Below are 26583 nucleotides of genomic sequence, written 5' to 3' on the forward strand. Positions count from 1 at the left end.
CTTATGAGTAGTTCGTAAACTGTACAAAAATAAGAGGAATTTATTATGAAATGTTATAGTTTATACATCTATATTTTTAGGGAAGTGTTTACAAAATGTATTTGGTAAGAGATATAAAAATGAAGTACGGAACACTATATGAGAAGATATTCGATATTGATAATAATAGGAAAAAAACAATAGGTGCATTAGGGTTTATAAAAGTATCTAGTGAAAGTGATTTAACGTATTTTATGGTAATGGATCAAGATGGAATATTAAGCGAAGAAATAAATTATTTTCTAAATGTGACTATAAAAAGTGCTGGATATAAGACAAGAGAGAATACCTACAATGCTTTAAAAGTATTATATTCTTACTGTTTAATATTTGATATAGAAAAAGTTGAAGATTTTACAGAAGTAGAAATCAATAAGTTAATACATTTCTTATATGGGGGTAAGTTAGAAGGTAAATTTTTAAGTCTTGATCTAAGTACAACAAGACGTAAAAGTACTATTCTTAATTATCTTAATATCTACAATCAATACTATAAATATTTTTCCAATACACAGATCTCTCCATTTGAAAATACATTGTACTTCCCTACCCCTAATTATAAAGTAAATGGGAGTCGAAGTCATCCAATAACACATATAAATCATACAAAATATATCAATAAAAATCAGTTTGAAAGAATACAAAAAATCATTATAAATGATTACTCCATTAGAGAACATTTAATTATTAATTTAATGTATTTTTATGGATTAAGGATTGGTGAAGTTCTAGGTATTACTTTTGAAGATTTAAAATATGATAACAATCAGTATAAGATTGTAATACGAAATCGTATAACGGATAAACCTTGGCAAAAAGCTAAAGGAGTATTGACTCCAAATAATAAAAATGATTATTCCAGGGATATTTTCAATGAATTAGATTCTGGATTTCAAGTTATATATTTATCCAAGTCTAGTTTTGAAATGTTTGATAACTATATAGAAAATACGAGAACAACAGATCGTTTGATGAATTCTAACAAAAGATTACGGAACATAAATAAAACATGTATCGCAGACAAGATTGACACCTCTTCAAATTTAATGGAAAATCAGTACGTTTTCTTATCAAAAAACTTATTTAAACCCCTAACAAGTACAGGGTGGAATAGTGTCCTCCGAGAAATTTTTCAACGTGCAAACGTTATTATGGATCAAAGTAAAAGAAGAATTAATCTTAATCATAGATTTAGACATGCTTTTGCAATGAATTTAGTTAAGGAAGAATTAAGTCCAAATCAACTTGCAAAAAGAATGAGACATAAAAGCGTATCAAGCTCTTACAAATACTATAACCCTGATGAAGAGGACCAGTTTAAAATACTTGAAAAATACAAGGAAAGTATTGGTGATAAATATGACTTCCGACTATGATTTATTAGAATTTGAAGAGATAGTAGATATTTTAAATAACATACCAAAAAAACAAGTGAAACCAAAAACTAAAAGTATTTTATTTGAATGGATTCAATCAAATGAGTGGCAGCAAGTGATTTATAAAATTCAGTCAGGTTTTTTGAAACTAAAGACTCGTCAAAAATCGATATTTATAAGGTTTTTTGATGCTATTAAAAACAATCATTTTGGTGAAACTGAACAGACAATCTGGATGAGTTATGTTCAAATACAAAATTACGCTACAGATAATGTTGAGAGGAAATATATTACATACATACGTAATATGATTAGAAGTTTCTATATATTTTATATTGGTACTAACTGTACTTTAAAAGATGAAGAACAACTGAAGAGTATTATGTTAAACAATGAACCCCATAGAATGCAGAGGAAAATAGACCCAGAAAATATACTAGGAACTAATTTTCCTCTGCATTCTAAATATTTTCAAGTTATAAGTATTGAATGTCATGCGGGTGATAAAGCTGGTAACTCTTACTACTACGATAGAAATTTTTATATTGATAGTAATAATACTTTTATTATCAATATTATGAAAGATTACTTAATAGATTTGAAAAAGACATCTAAACATACAAGTTTTAACTCAGATTATTTTAGGTATTTTTTGTATCATTTTGAAAAATCTCTAAATAAAAATGTTACTAGTTTAAAACATTTTTCTAAAGTAACATTTTTTAATCAAGTGGAGTATTACAAAAGTTTAGTTGAAAATGAACTAATGCCATCTATGAGGAGAAAATCGGTTATAGCAGATTTAGCTAGGTTTTATAGATACATTGACAACATTGTATTAAAATTAGATGGAGATTATTTATTTAAAAACCACTCTTTCAATTCATCACTTTTAAGGTCTAAATTGTTAAAAAGTTCAATTGAAGAGGGTTTTGAATTTGTATTAATTTCTAAATTTGATTCAATTCCTAAATCAAACAAATGGACTGTAATTCCTGATAATACCACTTTGGGAACAACCCGACATATATACAGAAAAATAGATTTTACCTTAATAGAGAATGAAGAGTTACGATGGGATTTAAAAAGATTCATCTGGCATGCTAACAGTCTTGACCATATTCATCGTTTCACGCATCTAGTTGAGTTCTTAAATAGAATGCATAAGTATACTGGTAAACATGATTTTAATCTGAATGAATCATTAATGTCAGAATTTATAACTTTTTATTATGTAGATATCTGTGACAAAAACGATATTACAAACAGCATGAAAAATTCTATTATATTTTCAATAAGAACACTCTTACGATCAATACAGTTAAAATATAATATTTCCGAAAATCAATTATTATTATTTAGAGAACTACCTAGAGAAGCTTTTTATTCGGGAAACCCGATTACGGTTGATGATTTTAATGTTATTAATAGACATTTTTATAATATGACAAGAGGGAAAAGAGAAGAACTTTATATACTTTTCAAACTCTCAATATTGACTAAACTCCGACCTGGAGAATTAATAAATCTTGAGCGCAATTGCATTGTTTCTAAGAATGAACAGTACGGAACAATTGCCTACTATTCAAAGATGAGCAGTAAGGAAAAAAACTTTGCAACTTTTCCAATTGATATAATAAGAGAAATAGAGCATGCACTTGACTTGACATATCCCTCATTCAAAATAGCGAGACCTGAAGATAGAAAGTATATATTTATAGGACCAAGATATGAAAAAGCTGTGGGAGCATCAGAATATAAAGTAATGCACCTTAATTATCCTTATAGAACCCTTTTCAACAGTATTATCAGTGAACTTTATGAAAATAATCAAATTAGTCGATGGTATACAACTTATTCATGTAGAGATACCCACATCAATAATGCATTTGAACTTCTTGAAGATGGAAAAATTAATTCATTTGAATTAACTACTATCACTGGAAATAGCGCAAAAATTGCTAGAAAACACTATTTAAGTAAAGATAGAAGAACCAGGCATTATTTAGAAAATCTCTATGAAGTTTCATTATTGGATGTTGATATAGAAGGAAATGTTGAGGTAAATAAGTCTGAAAATGCTCTGCAACATATAGTACAGGACGATGCCGGTTCATGTAGTTCGAGTAAATGCATCAAAGAGACAAGCTTTGAAGATAGCTCCTATAAATGTTTAACGTGTAAATATTTCATGACTACATTAGAAAAGATACCTGTGTTCGAAGACAGAGTTAATACATTAAGAGATAAAGTAAATAGGTCTTCAAATAAACAAGAAAAAGAATTTTATACACATTCATTAAAACTTAACTTAGCATACTTAGAAGAGATGTATTCAATAAGAGGTGAATTATGATGACTAGTCTAAATAATCAATACAGTGACCTAAAATGGAATATAGAAGAGACTGTAAAATTTATTAATGCACCTCCGGATGAAACAATAGATAACAATGAATTTTTTTATATAACCGATCAAATTTCTTTCAGAGATGATTTATGGGACTTCAGATATTTATTACAACCAAAGGGGAACTCTACTCATATATTCGAATTTGGGAAATTGTCTTCTGTTGAATTTAAAATGTTATTGAAAAGAACAGTGATACAGCAGTTATTAATAAATAAAAACCGTTTCACTACAGTGTGGTATAACTTTTACTATATAAGAAGATTCCTCTTATACTTGGAAGAACATTTTATTTATCGTGTTGATGAAATTAAACTTAGTGATGTAAAGAGGTATACAGATCTTCTGAACTATAATAATTATGATTCAAAAAGGAAATTCTCACATTCTTTAAAATTATTTTTCTATGATTGTGATGTTCATAATTTAATTGATAATAAAAATGAAATTGTTGCATTCTTAGAAAACTATTCGCTATGGGGTAGAGAGAAGAAGTTCTACAAACGTGGTAAGACCTTTAATATCCCCTACTCTATTCAAAAAAACATAGTGAAAAGTGCATTAGAAGATATAGATAATAATCAGTTAAGTACACGTAATAAGATTATCTCTTGTGCAGTAATAATACTTTTTTACACAGGTATGAGAAGAAGTGAACTACTTTCTCTAGAAGCTAATAAACTTAAAGAAATATCAATCTTTAAGAATAGTAAATCAGCTTATATTCTAGAATTTTTGACATTTAAAACCGTACGAGGAGCTAATGGAAGATGGACAAAGGCCAAAGCTTTCCCCGAGCTTGTATATGCATATCAAGCACTTGAAAAACTTACGCTCACTATAAGAAAAAAATTTGATAGTAACTACTTATTTTTATCGAAATTCGGAAACATATTGGGGAAAACACAACTTTTAACTCACTTAGATAACTTTTTCCACAGGAACCAAAATGAAATAAAATTCTCTAGTTTAAATCATAAGGAATTGCAACAATTAAAGAAAAGAATATTTAAAGAATCAAATTATAAAATCTATGCTCATCCAAAGAAAAAAGTATGGATTGATCAACCTTTCTATTCTATTTCTACTCACCAATTTAGAGTAGCATTTGCAAATAATTTGAAAGATAAAGTAACTTTAGAATGGATTCAAGAACACATGAATCATTTGTCTCAAGAAATGACTAAGTACTACTTCAGAGACGACGAGGATTTAAAAGAAACTTTACTATATAAGTCTAATAAAGAAGGAACAGAAATAGATATCAAATTGAATGATAACATAAAGTCAGACGAAGAAATTCTAGAAGCGTGCAAAGTTATAAATGAATTTCTCTCTCAAAATAAATTGAATATTTTTAAAGATATAGATGAAATTTTAAACATCTTCAAGAATAATCCTTTTAATGAATCTTTAGTGGGTTTGTGTAGCAAAGCTATAATATTATTGTGCGAACGACAAGATAAGCTTAATACTATTGAAAACTGGTATTATAACTCTCCTACAATTCCCAGCATAATAGCTGTTGATTTCACGATTAAAAGATTTTTCGAAAAATGTAAAGTAGTTTACCATAATATGAATCTAGCTTCAAAAAATGAGATATATTTGCGTAACTTTGAAGTAGAAAGAGATTCTTTAAATAGGTTTTATTCTTTTAAATTATTACCTGAGATTCAACTATTAAAGAGCTATACGAGTCAAAATAAAGCTGAAGAATTGATAGATATGCATCCTGGTTTAAAAAACACAATTTTGGAATTAAAGAATATTGAGAAAGAGGTAGTAAATTGGAGCGAAATTTTAAAGCTGAAGAAAAACTACACAATTACTTGAATGAGTTTAATTTAAGTGAAAATGATTTTTCAAAAGGGAACTTATATCATCAACTTCTTGATATAGAATCATTTTTTCAAGAAGTTACAAAAAATCAATTTCATTACTATAAATTACTAAAAGAATCTAAGAAATTAAATGTAAATAAAATATCTAAAAAAACTAATATTTCAAGAAGCTCAATATATAGTAATTCAAATGTTTTATTATATTACATTAATAAAAGAATAGATCAGATTAATGATTCCGACATAACCATGTTAGATTCATTAAATAAACAAAACAATAGAATTAGTCTACTTGAAAACATTAACAATGAGTTAAAACAACAAGTAGTCGACACATATGAATTAAAGCTATATGTCTCAGAATTAGAACAAGATGTGAGGAGTCAATATGAGAGAAATCAAAACTATATTGATGAAATAAATAATTTAAAAGAGCAGATGAAAACCCTTAAAATTAAGTTGAAAAAATACACCAATGACAAGGTTATTAATCTACGTAATGAGGATTGATTAAAAAACTGAGCAATAAAGGATTTGTTTAAATTTGATTAAAAAGACACCAAAAATTATTTTGGTGTCTTTTTTATTAATCTATATTCTATTTATAAAAATATCCATCTGTATCGAATATATGGTTCAATTCTTCATTGTTGGTGGCCCTAAGAACTTTATTTTGAATTTCCGACTTAGCCATATCTAACCGTTTAAATCTTCTCAAACCGGAAATGTCGTTATTAGGTATACGAATCAACTCAATCCGTCCTAGACCTGGATTTAGCCGTGCGTATTCAGCAAAACCTTTAGCCTTTGGTAAGTTATCGTCTAAATCTGGTCTATGAGGCTCTAGTAAATCAGCAACATAAGCTTTTTTGTCGTCTCTTCGTATAATTAGAAGGTCAGGATAAGCACTTCTAGTCTCTCTATCTATTTGATATGGAATGCATAAAGCCCAACTCTTCCTATCCTCATTACGTAACCAGGACACGAAATCATCCCGGTCCTGCTCTTCTTCTAAAACCGCTTTTTCCCAGCTGTTCAGTTTTATTTTAGCCAGACCAGACTCGCTATTTGCAAATAGATGATCTAAATATAAGTCACCATTGAAGTCTTGGGTCACTGTGATGATTTCAGGAAGTTTAAAGTTATGAGGGGTCACTTCGTCACCATTAGCGACAATGCCCTTATATTCTTCTTGAAGCTTATCTTCTATATTCACTGTTTGTCTGCGGTGTCTATCATGTAAATCATAAAATTTATTTTGTGCATAGCTATCTAACTCTACGATATTGTTTTCTTCCATAGAAAAAAGGATAACATCTAGCTTAAAATTATCGGGATTTTCATTATCATAATAGGTGTTCCCATAGCGGTTTCCAACACCTTCGCTTCCCAAACGATGTTCTGCACGTTTAAATTTATTGTCAATATCAGTAGTAGTTGAGGCGAATAATTCTGTTTGGAGTTCATCTACCACTGATTGCCCATAAACATCAAAGCTTTTTGTAAGCATGCTAAATTGAGAAATCTCTTTTACTAATGCTTCATATTGACCTATTTCTTGTAATCTTTCAACGTAAGCACGAATCTTTTTGACGATTTCATTGAATACTTCATCTAAAGCATCAGGTGCTAAGCCATTTTGGGTTAAAAACCGTGCTAAACTAAACATTGTTTTTAAATAGCTATTAATCCTTACACGACGTACACGATAAGTTAACAGACCTGACTCATTGATATATCTAATAATACCTTGGCGGTCGACTGGACTATTTATATTGGTGTCTTCTGACGTTCCTTCATCATTAATAGTTTCAACTTCTTTAGGAAAAATTGTATCATCTTTAAGAGCTTCATCTTCGAAAAAACTTCCTGTAGTAGCAGTTTCTTTAGACCATGAACTTTTATATGGGTCATTTGTATTTGTTGGCGGTTCTAATCTCACGCGATTCTTTGTATTAGGGCTTTCTCTATGTACTGGCGGTACGTGAACTGTCCAAGTTTCAAAGCCAGGTGTTTCAATTGAGTCACTATAGACGTCCGATGCTATGGCTTGATTCCCTTCGGTTGTCTGGAAACGTTGAATGACATCCTCAACATTTTCCTTATTAAAATATGGTAAGAACAAATGAACATCGTTTAACGACTCGTCAACATTTACACGCATTTGTAGAGGAGTTCTTACCATACGACCCAATAATTGTGTGATATACGTTGTATCCTGAGCGCCACGGAAGGAAATCATTGTTTCTGCCCGAGGACAATCCCAGCCAGTCGAGAGGTTTTCCTTAAAGAAAACGATTTTGACTTTACGGTTATCAGCTATTTCTGACGGGTCGATATGTTCTACTTCAAGCCCATTAATTGTTATCTTTCCTGTATCGCCGAAGGTATGAACTACTTCTCCTGCGTCGAACCGTAGACCTATCGTCTCTTCGATCTTAGCCAGACAGTCATCCAAGTCAGTATCTGAAACAGTTTTTCCTTTGGCATTTTTAACTTGAATAACAAAGATTGGATATACTTGCTGATAATGTTGTTCATAGCAATACTGGTGCCAATGGTCCCATTTATCCTGCCACTCGATCGTAGCAGCGGCTAAAACAGCCATGTCATTATTACGTGAATCGTCTTCAGGATGAGTCACAATAATTCTATCTTTAAGGAGTCCTGAAGATCTGACTTCACCAGGCGTTACAGCGACCTTGTGAATCGTCGATGTCGTATCAGACACTAACTTATTGAAGCGTTCAACCGTCGCCGACATCCCAATTACTACGGGGACGGCCGGTAAATCATCTTCAGGACTCCCCTTGATAAACTTTTGCATTATTGTTGTTGCTTTATCTTCTTCGGACTCGCGCATGCCTCGGTGAGCTTCATCAATAATGAAATAAAGTCGATCAGATTTATGTTGTATCGTATTCGTTAAAGTCTCCCAAATAGTATACTGTCTCGTATCTCCATCTTTAGTTAAGTTACTGCTTTTACCTAATTTCTGTGTGTTTAAGAAGTAAATCATGCCATCGTCTAGCATTTCTTGGTCAAAGGTCTCATCGTTAATAATCTCAGTTTGATTTAAGTTGATTTTATCGCTTTTGGTATCAATCTTTTGTTTAGATTGCTCGTTTAACTCGGGCGAATCAGATAGCCATACTAACACCGCGTTAGATTGTTCTGGATGCACATCATCACCGTAAAGAATGCTTTCAAATAAAGCTGTTATGATAATTGTTTTCCCAGATCCGGTAGGAGCGGTAAATGAGACCACTTGAGGGATCTTCATACTAAAATAACTATGCAATGCACCCTGTGCTCTTGAACGCAACTCTCTCAAAGCTTTACGTTGAAATGGATATAATTCGATTCTCATTCTACACTCTCCTTACATTTATCCGAAAATTATCTAAATAATCTCGGTACAACTGATAGGTTTTAAGACCTGGGCTCAATTGTAAGTTCATCTTGCTGAAACCGTTCTCTGAGTCAGTTACTATATAAACTGTACTAATTGTCTCATGATTAGCCAATTCCACTTTAAATTGTTGAAAATATGATTCTTTAATTAAGATAGCCATGTGATTGTCTGGAAATATTAGATAGTCAGGGATGGTATCATTATTTAATTCTGGACATTTCCCAATAGAACCTGCCTTCATCCACAAGACTGATAATAACTCCTTAAGTTGACGGCCTAAAGCAACTGAAGTCTTATCTAAGAATCCAAGCTTAAAATAATTGGCGTTAGTCTGAAAGCCGTCCGAAATCTTCATTTCACTTAGTTTTGGGTTCTCTGGCTTTTTGACCTTCTTGTAGAGGGTGCCTCTATAATTTTTATCTCCTTCAGCATATTTCAAAGAGGTTTTTACTTGCTCAAACTCTTCACTATATGTTCCATAGTTACCTTCGATTTCATTTCCTTTAGTATCTTTTCCAGTTATACTTGAAACAGTTCGAGGCCAAGTAACATGTCGAGCAATTCCTAAAGCTTCCCATTTGTTGTCTCCCGGTTGGTAGCCAGACGCGACTAGATGCCTCGCTTCTTCTGCAGAAACTTCATTATTAGTAACCATAATACACTTTCTACGGCCATCATCTTCAGCATTTAACAGATTGACTGCATGTAACGTTGTTCCAGAACCTGCAAAAAAATCTAAAACAATAGCTTCACTTTTATCAGAAATAAAAAATCGAAGTGTATCTTGAACTGCGTAAAGAGATTTAGGGAAGGTAAATCGTTTTTCACCAAGAAACTTACTTAATAAAGTCGTGCCATATTCTGAAGCACTGTGAGATGCTATTTTCCATTGAGTAGGTGGGCTACTTAATTTACTATCTCTGACATAAACGATTAAAGAACCGTCGTCTCTTTTACCAGCTACCTCATGAATGCCTTTCACAACATTTTCGTACTCTCCCTTAGCTAAATAGCTTATAGAGTATCCATAACTAGTTTCATTGCCTACACGTACACGCCCCTGCTTTATGCGCGAAGCTAATTCAGTACTCTTCATCATCCATCTGCCTTGATCACCGTTTCTTCTTATCGGCAGAACTTGAACTAGCCCTTTTATTTCTTCGCCTCTATCTACGTCAGGAGGCAATGTTTCTCCTATTTTGACTATCATTTTACATTCCGGATCGACATATATCGGATAGTATAATGTTGGCACCTCCTTTCTGGCAGCTGCGGTCCCACTCCTTAAGAGGGACGCCCATCTAGGTTCTTTCTTTTTACTGCTCGTATTCTCTGCACTTGAAGCCAACTTCGAAGAGGAAGACCATTCACTTCTTAACGGTAACCTGTTAGGTAATGAGTCGCCAAACATTACGAAAAAAATGTACTCGTCAGAACGGCTGAAGCCATCTCGAGCACTCCCTTTAGGATTAATTACGCTGCTAATCATTTGTATTTTGGCTTCAGGAAACAACTCCTCTAATAAGGCACCTAAATGGATATATTCTTTCTCGTCAATCGTTACAATTAACACTGACTCATTTGGATTAAGCAATTTTTTTGCCAATTTCAAGCGTTTCTCCATAAAAGATAACCACTTACTGTGCGTATAAGCATCATTAGGATCTACATAATCATTGTTATACTTCCAGTCATTATTTCTAGTATTATACGGCGGATCTATATAAATACAGTCTACTTTACTTGCATAACCGTATTCTAATAACTGCAAAGCATGATAATTATCTCCCTCGATGAGTGTATGCCACAAATCGCTGTCCGGTGCGTTCTCGATTTCATCAATCTTTTCTAAATATGGATAAATTGGCTCACCAAACTCAGCTATAGCAACTACATTGTCTTTAAGAAAAGTAACTGGTTCAGAGTCTATAGCATTTTTTAAAATACACGTTACTTCATTTTCTGCAACCTTTATTACGATATAAATCTTATTATTTTCATTCTTCAAGCTAACTGTCTGTCCTACTCTAATGGGTGTGTTGTATAAAGGTGTATACTCAGGTACATGCTCTTCAAAAACAAGTCCAAACTTCTTCTGCTTACTAAGTTTACGAACTTCTTCAGAAATTCGTTGTTTTAAAGCTTCATCGCTAATTTTTGCAATTAAATCATCAATAACAGCCAAGTGTTATCTCCTCCTTTTATAAAATCATCTCCGATAGAGTGAGGTACTCATCTTCAGTAACCTATCTCGATAGCGAAAGATGACCTCCTACAAACGCGGTGGGCTACTTCTTCCAACTCTTCACGTATGCTTGTTATATCTTATGGATTTTCAATATAAGCTTATCACTGCTTTGGTTAAAGCAGTGATAAGCTTAGATTTATAATAATTCATTCGATTCGTCGCTGACTGAAATTGATTGCTTCAGTATATTCATGCTTTTAATATCTTCTAAAAGACCATCCTTATCGTCACTTAGCCGTAGAAATCGATTAAACCTTTAGAACTGTTTGAGCTTAGAGCTCTCAACATTACTTTTACCAAATCAATCATCGGACCTTAGCTTAATAGTTCATTCCTAGCTATTTTTATCACTACTTTACATAATATCACCTATTCGTTCAGAAAAGTCTTTTAAAAATATAACAAAATCTGAAGATGATAGGATTAAATACGAATTATACTCTTTATCAATGTTATGAAGCATGTTTGTGAAAGGATACAATCCAAATATGCCTTCCTATAACGCTTTCAAATAAACTCGCTCTCCTTTCTATTTAGGAGCATATCAATCCTGTGTCATCATTATTGTTAACAGAAACATAAAGGGACTGATATCATGTACTTTATGTATATTATTATGTCATTTTTAATGATAAATCTCTTATATTTAATCAACTTATACTATTACAATAAACACTCTTTTTAAATTAAAAAATATGGTTTACTTTTAATTAACTAAATACTTGCTATGATTATTGTAGCTTACAGAATCTAAAACCATACAATTGTAAGATATTACGATTTTAACAGAATGTATATAGCCTGTTCTTTCATTCACTCCTTCTACCAATTATTTTATCTAAGATTTATATAAACTTGAAGAATTAGAAGGTAGAGAACAATAAAATAAGAAAAAATTACTTTAACTGATTCTTTTAGGCTACATTATGTATTCCTAATGCATATGTGATCTAATAAAAATTGGAGAAATTAATGTTATACAAATAGAGTTCAATTAATAAATCATCTTGATATTGATACAAGCACCTTAAAAGTATTGAAAGACAAAGCTATGTCTGTTTATTACAAAGAAGGTAAGAGAATACTTTGACATAGATAAAGATAAGAATGGTTAAAAGTAAAAAGAAATGTACATGTATCTGAATATGTTAAGCGTAGAGCGTATGGGCACTGTGATTTTATTGAAGAGTCAGATCCTCTCGTCGATAGGAAAGGTAATCCATTTGTATAGTGCCTTCATGTTTTGTGGCTGAGTGGAGGTGGAGAAAACAGTATAAATAATACAGTCGCATTAGATTCTTTTTGTCATAGAAAAATGCATGAGCTAGATCTGGCAGCCGACATAGAGAAATTACAGGACAAAATAACTGAATACCAAAGTAAACATTTATAATTGTCTATCAACTTTTAGTATGAATAATAATCTTTATGTATTCTTTCAACGAGAAGATTATTTATGACTCGAAATTAATTGTTTTATATATGTAGAATAAGTATGGAATGACTGAAGGTTTTAAAATTAAGTTATATTTAGGAAAGTTAGAAAGTTTTAATCATTCCATACTTATGGAGAATTTGAGAAGATATAGAAAAATATAAAATGTTTGAAATAAAAAGTGTCCAAAATTATTTATTTAAAATTCTAGTGCAAACCTTATGATGGCAGACTTCTATTACAGTTGTACAATTTTTATAGTACTCATAATACGCCTGTCGGTCCTGTAAAGAGTATCAGCCCTTGTGATAATTTCATGTATGAAGTGAGAAATTCATAATCTTCATCTTTATAAAAAAGACTTTCTGAAGATTTTCCTGCACTGGTATTCAACAGTCTGATGACTACAATTTCCTTCATAATTGTCAGCGGCAGCGTGCTGACGCGTATATTGCATTGTAAGTCATCAATGTAAAAACTCGTGCGGCCGCTCTGGGGAATTTTATGTTCGTTAATATCCAGTTCTGCAATGAACTTTAAATAGTTAATCAGACGTTTCAGCATACCTGTTTCCAATGAACGGACGGCTACCATCTTGCCGCGAATACGTTTTTTAACCGATCCTTCGGTCTTTTCAAACGTAATATGAATATCGCTTGCGCCACTGTCGTATGCATCCTTAATTATTGTTTCTGCCAGCTGTTTCAAAAAAAACACCTCCTACCCTATATATACGTGAAAAGTGCGTTTTCCTTTTAAAAAAGTTACTTTAATACAAAAATAGCAAAACTGGTTTACTTTTTACACTAACTTACATAGTTTTGGAATTTAATTACAGCAAAATAAATGCAATTACTATTTACATTGCCGCTGAGTTTATCTATAATTGAATTTAATGATATGTGAAATTATTCAGGTGGGAGGATGTATCACATGGATAAAGTATTTAAAATGATTGGATTCTGGACTGCGATGTTTGCAATTCTGTTCTATATCGGAGATATGGTTACAATGTCACTATTCTTCGTAGCACAGACTGGACTCTTTGTATTACTTGGTTACATGAAATTAAGTGAAAGAATGTACATGTACGTATTTGCTGCTTACTTAGTCTTATTCTTTGTCGGCTTTACATATTACACAACATTCTTACTTGAACCATCATTCGGCAACGAACATTAATTAAAATAAAAGGCAGGAACACATTTGTGTTCCTGCCTTTTTAACTGACTATTTACCTTACGTACGGATTATTTTCTTTTTCATCACCAATTGTTGTTGGTGTATTATGACCCGGATATACAGTTGTTTCAGGCGCAAGCTTATACAGCTTCTCTCTGATTGAGTACATCACTTCAGCTGTGCTGCCGCCGTACAGATCTGTACGGCCGACACCTTTATTAAATAATACATCGCCCGAGATGATAAAATCATTGAATTTATAAGTCAGCGAGCCAGGTGAATGGCCCGGAGTATGAATGACATCGAATTTAAAACCTCCTACAGCAGCTGAACCCTCTTTCAGGGTATTTGGTCTCACTGATGAAGTAATCTCCTCAGTGAAGCGTATTGAGCCGTTTTTAGCGATATCTGTCAGCCAGTCGATTTCGATATCTGACATGTAGACTTCAGCTGCTGTAAAAGCCTGAACTTCATCCAGAGCGCCGAAATGATCGTAATGTGCATGAGTTAACAGAATGCCGTCCACTGGCAGTCCGATATCTTTCAGCTTACCGATAATTACTTTCGCTTCCGCTGACGGATCGACTACCAGCAGTCGTTCTCCGTTACTGACAATGTAGCAATTTGTTTGTAAAGCCCCTAAAGGCAATCTAGTTATTTTCATTAGTAATCACTCTCCAAAATGTTCTCGACAAAACTATAGATTAATTATACAATATTATTAAGTGATTGTTTAAAGAGAAAGATTAGGGGGTCAATATAATGCCTTTCTTCGATACAGGAGAATTATTTACTATTGGTGGATTAACTATTAGAATCGGTGTTAACGCACTTGCAATTCTTATGGGCTTAGTAGCAATTTTTGGAGTGATTGGACTTTTAAACTCTATGAAAGCTAAAAACCTTCTTGCTGCGGGTTTTAGTGCATTAACAGTTCTTGTCTTCGGACTTTGGACACTAGCAACGATATTCACATTCGGTTATCCGGATCTCGGTTAAAAATTTAAGTATAATAAAACTCCCTTTCGGAATATTCCGAAAGGGAGTTTTTAAAATTTACAGATGATTTTTAGCAACTTCCAGCTGCTGTTTAACAGACTCTGTGCCTGTTGAGCCGTAGCTGATTCTTCTGTTAACGACAACTTTCGGAGACAGAATATCATAAATATCTTCTTCGATGACGTCGCTCGCAGCTTTAAATTCGTCAAGTTCCATATCTTTTAAATAGATACCATTTTGTATACATTCAAAAACCAGTTTGCCGACCACTTCGTGAGAATCTCTAAATGGAATGCCTTTAGACACTAAATAATCAGCAAGCTCCGTCGCATTGGAAAAATCTTCAGTAACTGCTTCTTCAAGCACTTTTTCATTAATCGTCAGCGTATCGAGCATGCCGTTCATAATTTTAAGTGACCCTTTGACAGTTGTTAAAGAGTCAAACAGCCCTTCTTTGTCTTCCTGCATATCTTTGTTGTAAGTCAGCGGCAGACCTTTTAACAGCATCAGCATGGACATAAGGTGCCCAGCTGTACGCCCGCTCTTACCGCGAATCAGTTCTGCCATATCCGGATTTTTCTTCTGAGGCATCATTGATGAACCTGTCGTAAACGCGTCGCTCAGCGTCACGAAGTTTGCTTCGTCTGTCGTCCAGAAAATCAGTTCTTCTGACAGTCTCGATAAGTGGACCATCGTCAGAGAGATATTCGACAGCGTTTCGACAATATAATCTCTGTCGCTGACAGCATCCATACTATTATGATAAATACCTTCAAAGCCCAGTTCGTCTTTCGTCTGGAAACGGTCGATATTAAAAGTTGTACCGCTGATTGCCCCTGCGCCGAGCGGAGAGACGTCAATGCGTTTTAAAGAATCGTTAAAACGTGATTTATCGCGTTCCAGCATCCAAAAATATGTCAGTATATGATGTGAAAATAAAATCGGCTGTGCACGCTGCAGGTGCGTGTAGCCGGGCATAATAATATCAAGGTGTTTTTCTGCAAGTTCAATAATTGTCTCCTGCAGCAGTTCCACACTGCTAATGACTGCATTTACTTCTTCTTTTACATATAAATGCATATCCGTTGCGACCTGATCATTTCTGCTTCTTGCTGTATGCAGTTTACCGCCCGCTGCTCCGATTTTTTCAATCAGTTTTGCTTCGACATTCATATGAATATCTTCCTCGGAGACGCTGAATGTTAATTTATCATTATTATAATCATCCAGTATGCTGAGCAGTCCGGCTTTGATCTGGCTGTTCTCGTCTTCTGAGATTATATTCTGTGCCGCCAGCATATTCGCATGTGCGATACTGCCGTTAATATCTTCCTCAATCAAAACTTTATCAAAATGGATGGAAGCATTGAACTCTTCCACCCATGATATTGACTCTTCCTGGAACCTGCCGCCCCAAGCTTTTTTACTCATCCACAGCAACTCCCTGTTCAAGCATTGCTTTAACTTTAGTCGGAAGTCCAAAGATTTCGATGAAGCCGACTGATGCTTCCTGGTTGAACGCATCTTCTTTCGTGTATGTTGCAAGTTTTTCATTATACAGGCTGTTCTCTGACTTACGTCCTGTAACAGTTACGTTGCCTTTGTATAATTCAACACGCACATCACCATTTACCGGCTGCTGCATATCTTTCAGTGTTGCTCTTAACGTGTCTGATAATGGAGTAAACCATAAGCCGTTATACACCTGTTCTGTATATTTCTGCTCGATTACCGGTTTAAAGTGAGCGATATCTTTTGTCAGCGTAATCGTTTCTAAATCGTGTTTTGCAGTTAAAATAACTTTCGCAGCAGGTGTTTCATAAATTTCTCTCGATTTAATACCGACAAGTCTGTTTTCAACATGGTCGATTCTGCCGATGCCGTGTTTACCTGCAACATCATTTAAATGCAAGATTAATTCGTGCAGTTCAAACTTTTCATTATTAATTGCGACCGGCAGTCCTTTTTCGTATGTGATTAATAACTCTTCAGCTTCATCCGGCGCATCTTTAATATTTACAGTAAGGTCATATGCATCTTCCGGAGGCGCCGCCCACGGATTTTCAAGAATACCGCATTCGTTGCTGCGTCCCCATAAGTTCTGGTCTACTGAATATGGTGAATCAAGATCAACTGGAATCGGAATGTTATGCTCTTTTGCATATTCAATTTCTTCTTCTCTTGACCATGTCCATTCACGTACAGGTGCAAGAACTTTAATTGTCGGATCAAGTGATTTAATTGCCACTTCAAAACGCACCTGGTCATTACCTTTACCTGTACAGCCGTGTGCAACGTAATCAGCATTTGTTTCATGTGCAATTTCTACTAATTTTTTAGAAATTAACGGACGGCTGAGTGCCGATACCAATGGATATTTTTCTTCATACATTGAGTTTCCGTAAATAGTGTAGGCAACGAATTCTTCTGCGAATTCTTTTTGCGTATTTATGATGTGACATTCACTGGCACCCATTTTTAGTGCTTTGTCATGAACCTGGTCAAGGTCCTTGCCTTCACCGACGTCCAAACATACTGCTATAACGTCGAATCCTTTATCGATAAACCATTGAATCGTAACGCTCGTGTCCAAACCGCCTGAATATGCTAAAACTACTTTTTTCTGTGCCATATATGTCACCTCATAAGTTTATTTGTTTTCTTGATAATTTATATACTAACATCATAAACTTACATAATCAAGTATATTTATACATATTTATTAATTGGCTTCATCGAGGAGAATCTGCAGGCCTTTATCTTCAACAGGCGTATCCAGTTTGCTGATCGCTTCATTCATACTTTCATAATCCTGGACTTTACGGAATTCGAGTATTTTTTCTTTGGCAGCAAACTCATTTGATGGATCCATCTCATAGCTTTTGTCTACGTACTGCTGCCCTTTCTCTCCGTCGCCCGACTCAATATACAGCTTGCCGAGGAGATAGTAAGTCATATCTGTCGCAACTTCTTTATTAATCGAATTATTTACGACCTCCAGTGCAGCGTCGTAATTGCCCTCTTCATAATAGTGCAGAGCTTCATCGTCCATCGGATGAATAGAAGTCTGCTGATTCATGCCAAAATGGCTGAACATCGTGAATAAGATTAAGACAGCTGCAGCTATAATCGTATATTTAAACTGAATTCTTCTGAAATTGAATATGATACCAAGTAGCACGCCGACAATCAGTCCGCCGATATGTGCATAATGATTAATGTTTGCTGTGAACATAGATAAGACTGAAACGACTGCAAACACTGCGATTATTTGGAAAATCAGTTTTGCTTTGATTTTTCTTGTGATTAATAAATGTATAATAATTAATCCAAGCAGTCCGTATACAGCGCCGCTCGCTCCGAGAGATATTCCTTCGGTAATGAAGACCAGTGAAAACAGGCTCGCGATGGTGCCTGCTGTAATGTACGTTATGAGCATATGCCACGGCGTGTATATTCCTTCAACGAACTTGCCGAGTATATACAAGGCGAAGATGTTAAACAGGAAATGGCTGACTCCTACGTGTAAAAATGTACTGGTGACGAGTCTGTAATATTCACCTGAAGCGACTTCGTAATGACTGACTGCAAGAAGATTCGTTAATTCATAAGTATTAAACAGATGAACAAATATTAGATTGATTAACAGCACAATCGTATTTAATGTAACGAGCAGTAGTGTCATCGGCGTAAATTTGATCATGTATTTCTCGAATGGATGACGGGACATCAGTCTGCGTTTATAAAATGCATCATCTTTCGGCTTCTTATATTTCATATCTATTTTATAAAAAGGGTTTGAGATAATCTTTTCAAGATTGTTAACCGTCCGGTGATTCACTTTTAATGTTTTTGATTTAAATTTACGGGTGAACTTTTTCTCGGTTAAATGATATAAATTAATTGTTTTAACTAAGAAGCCTGCGATTTGTGACAGATTATCCTGTGAATTAAAAATATTATCTGTAATTGATTCAAGCTCACTGTCAGACAAATCAAGATCTAAAAGACACATCAGTGTTTTCTTTTTGCGGTCTTTCAGCCAGATGATTTCCGTATCATTTTCATAATGAAGAAAATCATAATTTGTATATTTAGCAACTTCAAATGCTGCCTGCCATTTATTCTTCATGCTCTCTCACTTCTTTTACGTTAAATATCTCTTTATCGGTAATCAGTGTATTAACCGGCAGATCATATTCTTCAACGATAGTCTCCCCTATCTGCTCACTGAAAATTAATGAAGCTGTATCGCCTTTAAAAGTCGTTAGGAAACGATCGTAAAAGCCGCCGCCGTATCCGATACGGTATCCTTCAGGACTGAAGATGAGGCCGGGCACGATTAATAAATCCACATCGTTGTTAACCGGTGCATCAGGACTCGGAATTGGAATATTTTTCTTATCGAGCGTCACTTCATCCCTGGAAGTCAGACGGTGGAAAGTCATTGACTTATCATCGTAATGACATTGCGGTGAAAACACGTCTACATTCATTTCAAGCAGTTCATCAATCAGTTTCCACGTATCGTATTCTATTTTCATCGGCAGTACTATGCCGACACTCTTATAATTGCCCGACTGAATAAAGTCCGCTGCATATGCTGTAATATTTTCTTCAGCACGCAGTTTAGCCTGTTCGCCCATCGACTTTAAGGTGCTGATCATATTTTGACGTAATTCTTTTTTAGTCATCTTAAAAACCCCTTATATATTTATTTCATATATTGCTTCCTTACAGTTATTCTATATGAATATAGAAAAAACCTCCAGAATTACTGGAGGTTTCTCTTATTCGCTCTTGTGCTTTTCGTACGGATTGCCCGTATGAATATAGTAAATATGTTCAGCAATACTTTTAATGTGGTCGCCGATACGTTCGAGGTATTTAGCTGTTAATTGTATCTGACCGGTTAAAAATGCATCCGATTCTTCAAAAATATCAGAAGTGGTAATCTGGACGAATACTGCGTCGATATCCTGATCTCTCAAAATAATTTCATCGAGCAGATCCATATCTTCTTCTTTGAAGGCGGTATAAACATCTTCAAGCATTAATGAAGCGAGACGCTCCATCGTTTTAAAACGGAGCAGCGTGCGTTCATTCGTAATTTTAATACGTTTCCTTACTTCTGCCACATTGCTTATATTATCACCGATACGCTCTAAGTTATCGGCGATCTTAATGCATGAAATAATCATTCTTAAATCAGTTGCGACAGGCGCCTGTGTCGTAATTAAATTAATAGCATGCGCATTAATATCTGCTTCCATTTTATTAATCTCCGCATCTTTACGGACGACTTTCCTTGCCTCGTCAATATTTTCTGCAACAAGTATTTCAACAGTGTTTGCCAGTCTTACATGACATTCTTTCCCAAGGATTATACATTCGCTGATCAGTGAATTAAGTTCTTCATGGAACTTTTCACGATAAACAGTCATATTTTAACCGAATCTGCCCGATACGTAATCTTCTGTACGTTTGTCAGAAGGATTTTCAAAAATAACATTTGTATCGTCTGATTCAACAACATAGCCTTGGTAGAAGAAAGATGTTCTGTCCGACACACGTGCAGCCTGCTGCATGTTGTGCGTCACGATAATGATACTGTAATCCTTTTTAAGTTCCTGCATTAAATCTTCAATTTTAGTCGTTGAAATCGGATCGAGTGCACTTGTCGGCTCATCCATTAAAATAACTTCAGGTTCAACAGCTAAAGCACGCGCGATACAAATACGCTGCTGCTGTCCGCCTGACAGGCCGTAAGCATTGTCGTTAAGACGATCTTTAACTTCGTCCCAGATTGACGCACTGCGCAGTGATTTCTCTACAATCTGGTCAAGCACTGCTTTCTTTTTAATACCGTGAACACGCGGGCCGTATGCCACGTTATCATAAATTGATTTCGGGAACGGATTTGGCTTCTGGAAGACCATGCCGACCCGTGTTCTTAATTCTTCAACTGACATGCCGCTTTTAAAAATATCATCTCTACGGAACTGGATATCACCTTCTGTACGGACAATCGGTACTAATTCCGTCATACGGTTTAATGATTTAACGAAAGTTGACTTACCGCAGCCTGATGGTCCGATGATCGCATTGATGTCGTTTTCGTGGAAAGTTAAGTTAATATCCTGGAGTGCATGGTTGTCACCGTACCACAGATTAAAGTTTTTAGACTGGAAAACAATGTCTTTTTCTTCCTGGATAATCGGCGATTTCTCTACGCTTTGTTCCTGTGTATTGTGTTTAACTGCAGTTTTTAGTTCTACCATTTATAAAACTCCTCTTTCAAAAATTAATATCTGTTCGAAAACTTATTGCGGATAAATATTGCGACTGAGTTCATCAAGAGCAGTATGACAAGCAGGACAATAATCCCTGCGGCTGCGATGTACTGAAATTCTTCATTCGGCATTTTAACCCAGCTGTAAATCTGCATCGGCATTGCCTGGAATGAATCGAATATGCTGCTTGGAGTAACCAGCAGTGTCGTCGGAACTCCGATGACTACAAGCGGTGCTGTTTCACCAATCGCGCGTGATATTGCTAAGATAATACCTGTGATAATACCGGGAATTGCTGCTGGTAAAATAATTCTTGATACAGTCTGCCATTTAGTGGCACCCATACCGATCGATGCTTCACGGACTGAAGCAGGCACTGCGCGGATTGCTTCCTGTGATGCCACTACAATAACCGGCAGTATCATCAGTGCTAGCGTAAGACCTGCAGCGAGTACCGAGTTGCCAAGTGCTAATGCCCGGACGAACATTGCCAGTCCTAACAGACCGAACACGACTGAAGGTACTCCTGCGAGGTTTGAAATATTTATTTTAATGAATTCTGTAAATTTATTTTTAGGTGCATACTCTTCTAAATATAATGCTGTTCCGACTGACAGTATAATTGCAACCGGTGTGGTTACAAGCATCAGCCAGAGCGAGCCGACGATTGCGCCGAAGAATCCGGCATTCTCAGCCCTGCTCGAGTTAAAGTTAGTCAGGAAGTCGAGATTTAACCGGCTCCAGCCGTCCATCAGCGTATCGGCAATCAGCAAAACTAATACTGCCAGACCGAACATCGTGCAGAGGAAGAATAACCATTTAAATATTTGGTTTCTCGATTGTCTGCCGGTACGTTTTTTGGCAATGATATCTTTGTCTACCAAAGTCATGATTAATACTCCTCCTTAAATCTCTTAGTGAACCACGATGCAATCACATTCATTAACAGTGTCATAATGAACAGCATCATACCGACGGCAAACAGACTGTAGTATAAATCAGTGCCGAATGCAGCATCACCAGAAGTAATCTGAACGATAAACCCTGTCATCGTCTGCAGAGGTTCTGTTAGATCGAAACTTGCGTTTGGCATTGAACCTGCTGCAATGGATACGATCATCGTCTCACCGATGGCACGTGAAATTGCGAGTACAAATGAAGCAACTATGCCGGAAAATGCTGCCGGGATAACGACTCTGACGGCTGTTTCAAAACGTGTTGCTCCCATACCGAGCGAACCTTCACGCATGGCAGTTGGAACTGAGCTCATTGCATCTTCACTTAAGCTCGCAATCATCGGGATAATCATAATACCTACTACAATACCGGCAGAAACCGCATTGTATAAACCAAAACCGCTATATATACCCTGGAGGATCGGGTTAACAAAATTAATTGCGAAGAATCCGTAAACTACTGTAGGAATACCTGCAAGCACTTCTAACATAGGCTTAATAATACGTCTGACTCTTTCAGATGCGTATTCACTTAAGTAAATTGCAGCACCGAGCCCGATTGGCACAGCGAAAACAACTGCGATTGCTACAATTTTAAGTGTTCCCATAATAAGTGCCCATATTCCCCACTCGCCGTCACCAACGTATGGCTGCCATGTTGCTGAAGTCAGGAATTCAGTAATAGGCACACGTGAGAAGAACTCAAAAGACTCAGACAGTAATGTGACCAGAATACCGATAGTTGCGAGAATAGATACTGAAGTAATTAAGAGTAAAATGACTGGAATCAATCTCTCAAAAATATTGGATTTATTTCTGGTGTTGTTAATAATTTGATCTCTGATATTTTTATTACTCATCATAAAGCCTCTCTTTACTTTAAAAATGGACGGGATAAAAGGATCCCCGTCCATCTGTTATAAGTTTTTAATTCTTACTGTTCTAAGTTTGGAAGTTTAGCAAGTTCTTCTTCAAGCGCGCTGTCTTCAAGAGGTACATATCCAACTTCTTCTGCAGCTGATTGTGAATTCTGAAGCGTGTATTCCATAAATGTATGGAACGTTTCATTTTCTTCTAATGCAGCATTGCTCGCATAAACATAAAGCGGACGTGACAATGGATAAGAGAAGTTCATTACATTGTCAAATGTTGGTTCAACAGCTTCTTCGCTGTCAGGTCCTGTGATTGAAACAGCTTTTAATGAATCTTCATTTGCCTGATAGAAACTGTATCCGAAGAATCCGATTGCATTCTCGTCACCTACTACAGATGAAACAACCTGGTTAGTATCCTGGATTAGCTGACCCTGGACACCTTCTTCGTCCATGACTTCTTCATTAAAGAAGTCGTGCGTACCATGTGACTGGTCCGGACCGTATGCTGTAATTGGTTCTTCAGGGAAATCTTCGCGAACATCTGACCAGTTTTCAGCTTCGCCTGAATAGATCATTTTCAGTTCAGCGAATGTTAAATCTTCTACGAAGTCGTTAGACGGGTTAACTGCAACAGTCAATCCGTCAGTAGCTACTAAGAATTCTGTCCATTCAACTCCGCCGTCTTCAAGAGCATCAATTTCTTCCTGCTCAATACCACGTGATGCGTTAGCGAATTGTGCTGTACCGTCGATTAACGCACTGAAACCTGATCCAGTTCCGTTACCTCCAAGCTCAACTGCTACACCGTGGTCAGCGTTAAAGTCTTCGACCAAAAGGTTAAGTATAGGGAATACTGTTGAAGAACCTTCACCAGCGATCTGCTCGTCATCTTCATTTACATTGCCTGTAACTTCAGCAGATGATCCGCCTTCTGAACTTTCGTCCTCAGTATTTTCTTCTTCAGTGCTTTCTTCAGTTGAAGCTTCTTCGCTGCCTGTATCTTCTTCTGATCCTGAACCAGAACAAGCCGCCAGAATGAACATTAAGCTCATTAGTAGCGCAGCAAGAAATAAATTCTTCTTCATAGCTAAAATTCCTCCAATTAGTTATCTAGTAATTTATCTTACATTCTTATTCTAGCCTGCTATTGTAAATGTAAAATTAATGAATTGTTAAGGTTATGTAAAGATGCAAAAAAAGACCTTAATCCGTAGATTAAGGTCTAAAATTTAATAGCTGCCAAACTCGAGCTGAGTATAAAAGTCATCTGCATCATAGTTGTACAGAGGTTCCGCTTCCTGGCCGTAGTATATTTCATAATATTTCTCTATAACATCCTGTCCCATGAATTGCGCCGGGAAGAACGGCACAGTACTCGGCATGGTTGGAAAAATAATTGAAAATGCCATATCGGGATTATCATATGGTGCATAGCCGAGGTAAGTCTGATTTAAAACAGGGTCGCCGTCTCTGAAGCTCTCCGCGGTACCTGTCTTGCCTGCTGCTTTCGGTTCCAGATTATGATAAGCATCCCAACCGGTACCGTACATATCTCTCGCTTCATCATGAGTGTTGAAAACATCATAGAAACCTTGCTGAATCTGTGTCATCTCGCTTTCAGTAATCGAAATCGTATTCAGAACGTTCGTGCCGTATGAATTTAATACCGGTCCTTTTTCATTAGCGTTACTGCCGCGTACCTCTTTAGCTAGATGCTGCTGAACGCGTTTGCCGTCAGCTGCAAATGTAGACATGTACTGCGAAAGCTGCAGTGCTGAATACGTATCGTACTGTCCAATGCTTAAGTACAGATAATTCATCGGATTTGTCAGCTGAGGCGAGAGACCCCTCGCTTCATTTGGCAAATCGATTCCTGTCGATACGCCGAGGCCGAACTGGTTCAGACCGTTACGGAGTGCGTAACCTGCCGCTGTAACATCCGTCGGCAGCGGCATGTTCGGACTGTACTCTTCACCCATTATAGCGAGTGCAATTTTAAACATATACGTGTTGGACGAAACCATCAGTGCTCTCTGGTCATCAACCGGCACCTGGTTATTACGGTTAAAGAATGAACTTACCGTATCCGTGCCTGAAAATGTCATCGGTTCATCGATAAGTGTTTCCCCGACATCGAGAATATCTTCCTGATAACCTGTCGCAACAGTCGCACCCTTAACGGATGATCCAGGAACGTAAGTTGCCGTCAGTGTGCCGTAATCATAATCGACGATATCACCGTCTTCATTAATATGTTTGCCGATCATCGCGAGTATATCTCCATTGTTCGGATCCTGCACAACAAGCTGCACGGTATCGATATATTCTGGAATAATCGTATAATCAATATCACCATTCGCTTCATCCATCTCTACTATTTCTTCAGCCATGTCCCGGATGCCCGTTAAATGATGCTCGGCTATCTTTTCAAGTTCAAGCTGCAGTTCGATATCTATAGTCAGATATAAGTCGTCACCCGCTTTACCTTCTTTAATCGTTTCCTCACCGGTTACTCTGCCCGATTTGTCAGTCGTGTATTTGACCTGCGGTTTTTCACCGCGGAGGACATTTTCGTACTGGAACTCAAGGTATGACTTACCTACTCTGTCGTTACGCGAATAGCCAAGCGCCTGATAATATTCAACCAGTTCACGCGGCAGTCCTTCTTCGTTTGTTGACGCTTCTCCTAATATTGTACGGAGTGCTGCATCGTAAGGATAAGTACGCTGCCAGTCGAGTCCTGTTGATATTCCTGCAAGCTCGTCGAGGTCTTCATTCACTTTCGCAAACTCTTCCTCTGTTACACCTTCACTTTTAACAATGACCGGATTAAGTTCACTTGCCGAAACCATTTCAACGTAAACAGCAATAATATTTAAATCTTCTTCGTTTAATACAGAGTCCGCAAACTCCTCATCGATAATACCGTAAGCATCTTCATTAAAATCACTTTGGGAAATACCGCCGTTTTCAAGCAGTGTAACCTGTTCCGGCATAATCGCCGACAGCTCCCCGGGATAGTTATTTATAATATAATCCTGCTTATCGCGAAGAGACAAACGATCAGTTTCCATGGATATGTATGTACTGAGAGTATTTGCGACATCCATTATTTCGAAGTTAGACATATTTCTGTGTCTGGTGAAATAAATAGCTTTTTCAGCAGTGTTGCCAACAAGAAGATTGCCGTTGCGGTCGTAAATTTCACCACGCGGCACACTCTGATTGATTTCAACATACTGTGCATTCTCAACCTGTTCCTGGTATGTATCGCCGAGAACAATCTGCAGGTAGCCGAGACGTATAATTAGAATTAAGAAAAGAATAAAAATTATTAGCATAATTATATTTATACGCGATTTCAGCACCTGTTTATTTATAGCATCCAAACTTTTAATTTTTGCTCGTTTCAACCTGCATCAAACCCTTTTATAAAGTCCACATCATTTTAACATATTTTAATGCGGGTATACTAAAATAAAAAAAGACGAGGATAGAATCCCCGTCTTTTT

General features: G+C 36.0%; 20 protein-coding genes. 6 read left to right on the top strand and 14 right to left on the bottom strand.

Annotation, left to right across the window (positions count from 1 at the left end; translation table 11 throughout):
* The first annotated feature begins 119 nt into the window (after positions 1 to 119).
* Genes H625_RS0100610 through H625_RS0100625 form a run of 4 tightly spaced genes read left to right on the top strand, consistent with a single transcriptional unit; the run spans position 120 to position 6178 of the window.
* Positions 120 to 1415 (top strand): tyrosine-type recombinase/integrase, encoded by a 1296-nt coding sequence (locus H625_RS0100610; protein ID WP_026858138.1) that lies wholly within the window; start codon positions 120 to 122, stop codon positions 1413 to 1415.
* Entirely contained in the window at positions 1399 to 3771 is a 2373-nt protein-coding gene (locus H625_RS13165) for a hypothetical protein (RefSeq protein ID WP_051238920.1), read from the top strand. Before H625_RS0100610 ends, H625_RS13165 begins: the two co-directional genes overlap by 17 nt.
* Positions 3768 to 5660: a tyrosine-type recombinase/integrase gene (locus H625_RS0100620; RefSeq protein WP_026858140.1), complete on the top strand. Its 1893-nt coding sequence runs from the start codon at positions 3768 to 3770 to the stop codon at positions 5658 to 5660. Before H625_RS13165 ends, H625_RS0100620 begins: the two co-directional genes overlap by 4 nt.
* The gene (locus tag H625_RS0100625) at positions 5615 to 6178 is read left to right on the top strand and encodes a hypothetical protein (protein WP_026858141.1); all 564 of its coding nucleotides are present in this window, start codon (positions 5615 to 5617) and stop codon (positions 6176 to 6178) included. Before H625_RS0100620 ends, H625_RS0100625 begins: the two co-directional genes overlap by 46 nt.
* 88 nt (positions 6179 to 6266) lie before the next feature.
* Here the strand turns inward: H625_RS0100625 and H625_RS0100630 are convergent, their stop codons facing one another.
* The 3 genes from H625_RS0100630 to H625_RS12350 all read right to left on the bottom strand — a co-directional run bounded on the left by H625_RS0100630 (position 6267) and on the right by H625_RS12350 (position 13474).
* Positions 6267 to 9038, bottom strand: a complete 2772-nt coding sequence (locus tag H625_RS0100630; RefSeq protein ID WP_026858142.1) for a DEAD/DEAH box helicase — start codon at positions 9036 to 9038, stop codon at positions 6267 to 6269.
* Between the two features lies 1 nt (position 9039).
* Positions 9040 to 11268 carry a site-specific DNA-methyltransferase gene (locus H625_RS0100635; RefSeq protein WP_026858143.1) on the bottom strand — a complete coding sequence of 743 codons (2229 nt, stop codon included), beginning with the start codon at positions 11266 to 11268 and terminating at the stop codon, positions 9040 to 9042.
* Positions 11269 to 13030: 1762 nt separating this feature from the next.
* Entirely contained in the window at positions 13031 to 13474 is a 444-nt protein-coding gene (locus tag H625_RS12350) for an ATPase, T2SS/T4P/T4SS family (protein ID WP_051238921.1), read from the bottom strand.
* A gap of 225 nt (positions 13475 to 13699) precedes the next feature.
* Here H625_RS12350 and H625_RS0100645 point away from each other — a divergent pair, with 225 nt between their 5' ends.
* On the top strand, positions 13700 to 13948 hold the full coding sequence (locus H625_RS0100645) for a DUF2626 family protein (protein ID WP_026858144.1): 249 nt from the start codon (positions 13700 to 13702) through the stop codon (positions 13946 to 13948).
* Positions 13949 to 14000: 52 nt separating this feature from the next.
* Here H625_RS0100645 and H625_RS0100650 read toward each other — a convergent pair whose 3' ends face one another.
* Entirely contained in the window at positions 14001 to 14612 is a 612-nt protein-coding gene (locus H625_RS0100650; RefSeq protein WP_026858145.1) for an MBL fold metallo-hydrolase, read from the bottom strand.
* Between the two features lie 98 nt (positions 14613 to 14710).
* Here H625_RS0100650 and H625_RS0100655 point away from each other — a divergent pair, with 98 nt between their 5' ends.
* Positions 14711 to 14947, top strand: coding sequence for a DUF2759 domain-containing protein (locus H625_RS0100655; protein WP_026858146.1), 237 nt, complete (start codon positions 14711 to 14713; stop codon positions 14945 to 14947).
* 57 nt (positions 14948 to 15004) lie between these two features.
* Here the strand turns inward: H625_RS0100655 and argH are convergent, their stop codons facing one another.
* The 10 genes from argH to H625_RS0100705 all read right to left on the bottom strand — a co-directional run bounded on the left by argH (position 15005) and on the right by H625_RS0100705 (position 26412).
* Positions 15005 to 16378 carry an argininosuccinate lyase gene (gene argH / locus H625_RS0100660; RefSeq protein WP_026858147.1) on the bottom strand — a complete coding sequence of 458 codons (1374 nt, stop codon included), beginning with the start codon at positions 16376 to 16378 and terminating at the stop codon, positions 15005 to 15007.
* Positions 16371 to 17579, bottom strand: coding sequence for an argininosuccinate synthase (locus H625_RS0100665; RefSeq protein WP_035784869.1), 1209 nt, complete (start codon positions 17577 to 17579; stop codon positions 16371 to 16373). The genes argH and H625_RS0100665 overlap by 8 nt, the downstream gene beginning before the upstream one ends.
* A gap of 90 nt (positions 17580 to 17669) precedes the next feature.
* Complete coding sequence (locus H625_RS0100670; protein ID WP_026858149.1) at positions 17670 to 19079, bottom strand: rhomboid family protein; 1410 nt, start codon at positions 19077 to 19079, stop codon at positions 17670 to 17672.
* The gene (locus H625_RS0100675) at positions 19069 to 19641 is read right to left on the bottom strand and encodes a 5-formyltetrahydrofolate cyclo-ligase (protein ID WP_026858150.1); all 573 of its coding nucleotides are present in this window, start codon (positions 19639 to 19641) and stop codon (positions 19069 to 19071) included. Before H625_RS0100675 ends, H625_RS0100670 begins: the two co-directional genes overlap by 11 nt.
* Before the next feature lie 96 nt (positions 19642 to 19737).
* Entirely contained in the window at positions 19738 to 20391 is a 654-nt protein-coding gene (phoU, locus tag H625_RS0100680) for a phosphate signaling complex protein PhoU (RefSeq protein ID WP_026858151.1), read from the bottom strand.
* Between the two features lie 3 nt (positions 20392 to 20394).
* On the bottom strand, positions 20395 to 21228 hold the full coding sequence (pstB, locus tag H625_RS0100685; protein ID WP_026858152.1) for a phosphate ABC transporter ATP-binding protein PstB: 834 nt from the start codon (positions 21226 to 21228) through the stop codon (positions 20395 to 20397).
* A gap of 23 nt (positions 21229 to 21251) precedes the next feature.
* Positions 21252 to 22130 (bottom strand): phosphate ABC transporter permease PstA, encoded by an 879-nt coding sequence (gene pstA, locus H625_RS0100690; protein ID WP_026858153.1) that lies wholly within the window; start codon positions 22128 to 22130, stop codon positions 21252 to 21254.
* Between the two features lie 2 nt (positions 22131 to 22132).
* A complete protein-coding gene (pstC, locus tag H625_RS0100695) occupies positions 22133 to 23059 on the bottom strand; it encodes a phosphate ABC transporter permease subunit PstC (protein WP_035784876.1) in 927 nt (308 codons plus the stop codon).
* 71 nt (positions 23060 to 23130) lie between these two features.
* The gene (locus H625_RS0100700; RefSeq protein ID WP_026858155.1) at positions 23131 to 24156 is read right to left on the bottom strand and encodes a phosphate ABC transporter substrate-binding protein PstS family protein; all 1026 of its coding nucleotides are present in this window, start codon (positions 24154 to 24156) and stop codon (positions 23131 to 23133) included.
* Between the two features lie 144 nt (positions 24157 to 24300).
* A complete protein-coding gene (locus tag H625_RS0100705; protein WP_084135684.1) occupies positions 24301 to 26412 on the bottom strand; it encodes a peptidoglycan D,D-transpeptidase FtsI family protein in 2112 nt (703 codons plus the stop codon).
* Positions 26413 to 26583 lie beyond the last annotated feature (171 nt).

This window comes from Jeotgalicoccus psychrophilus DSM 19085 (assembly GCF_000425845.1).
Classification (GTDB): Bacteria; Bacillota; Bacilli; order Staphylococcales; family Salinicoccaceae; genus Jeotgalicoccus; species Jeotgalicoccus psychrophilus.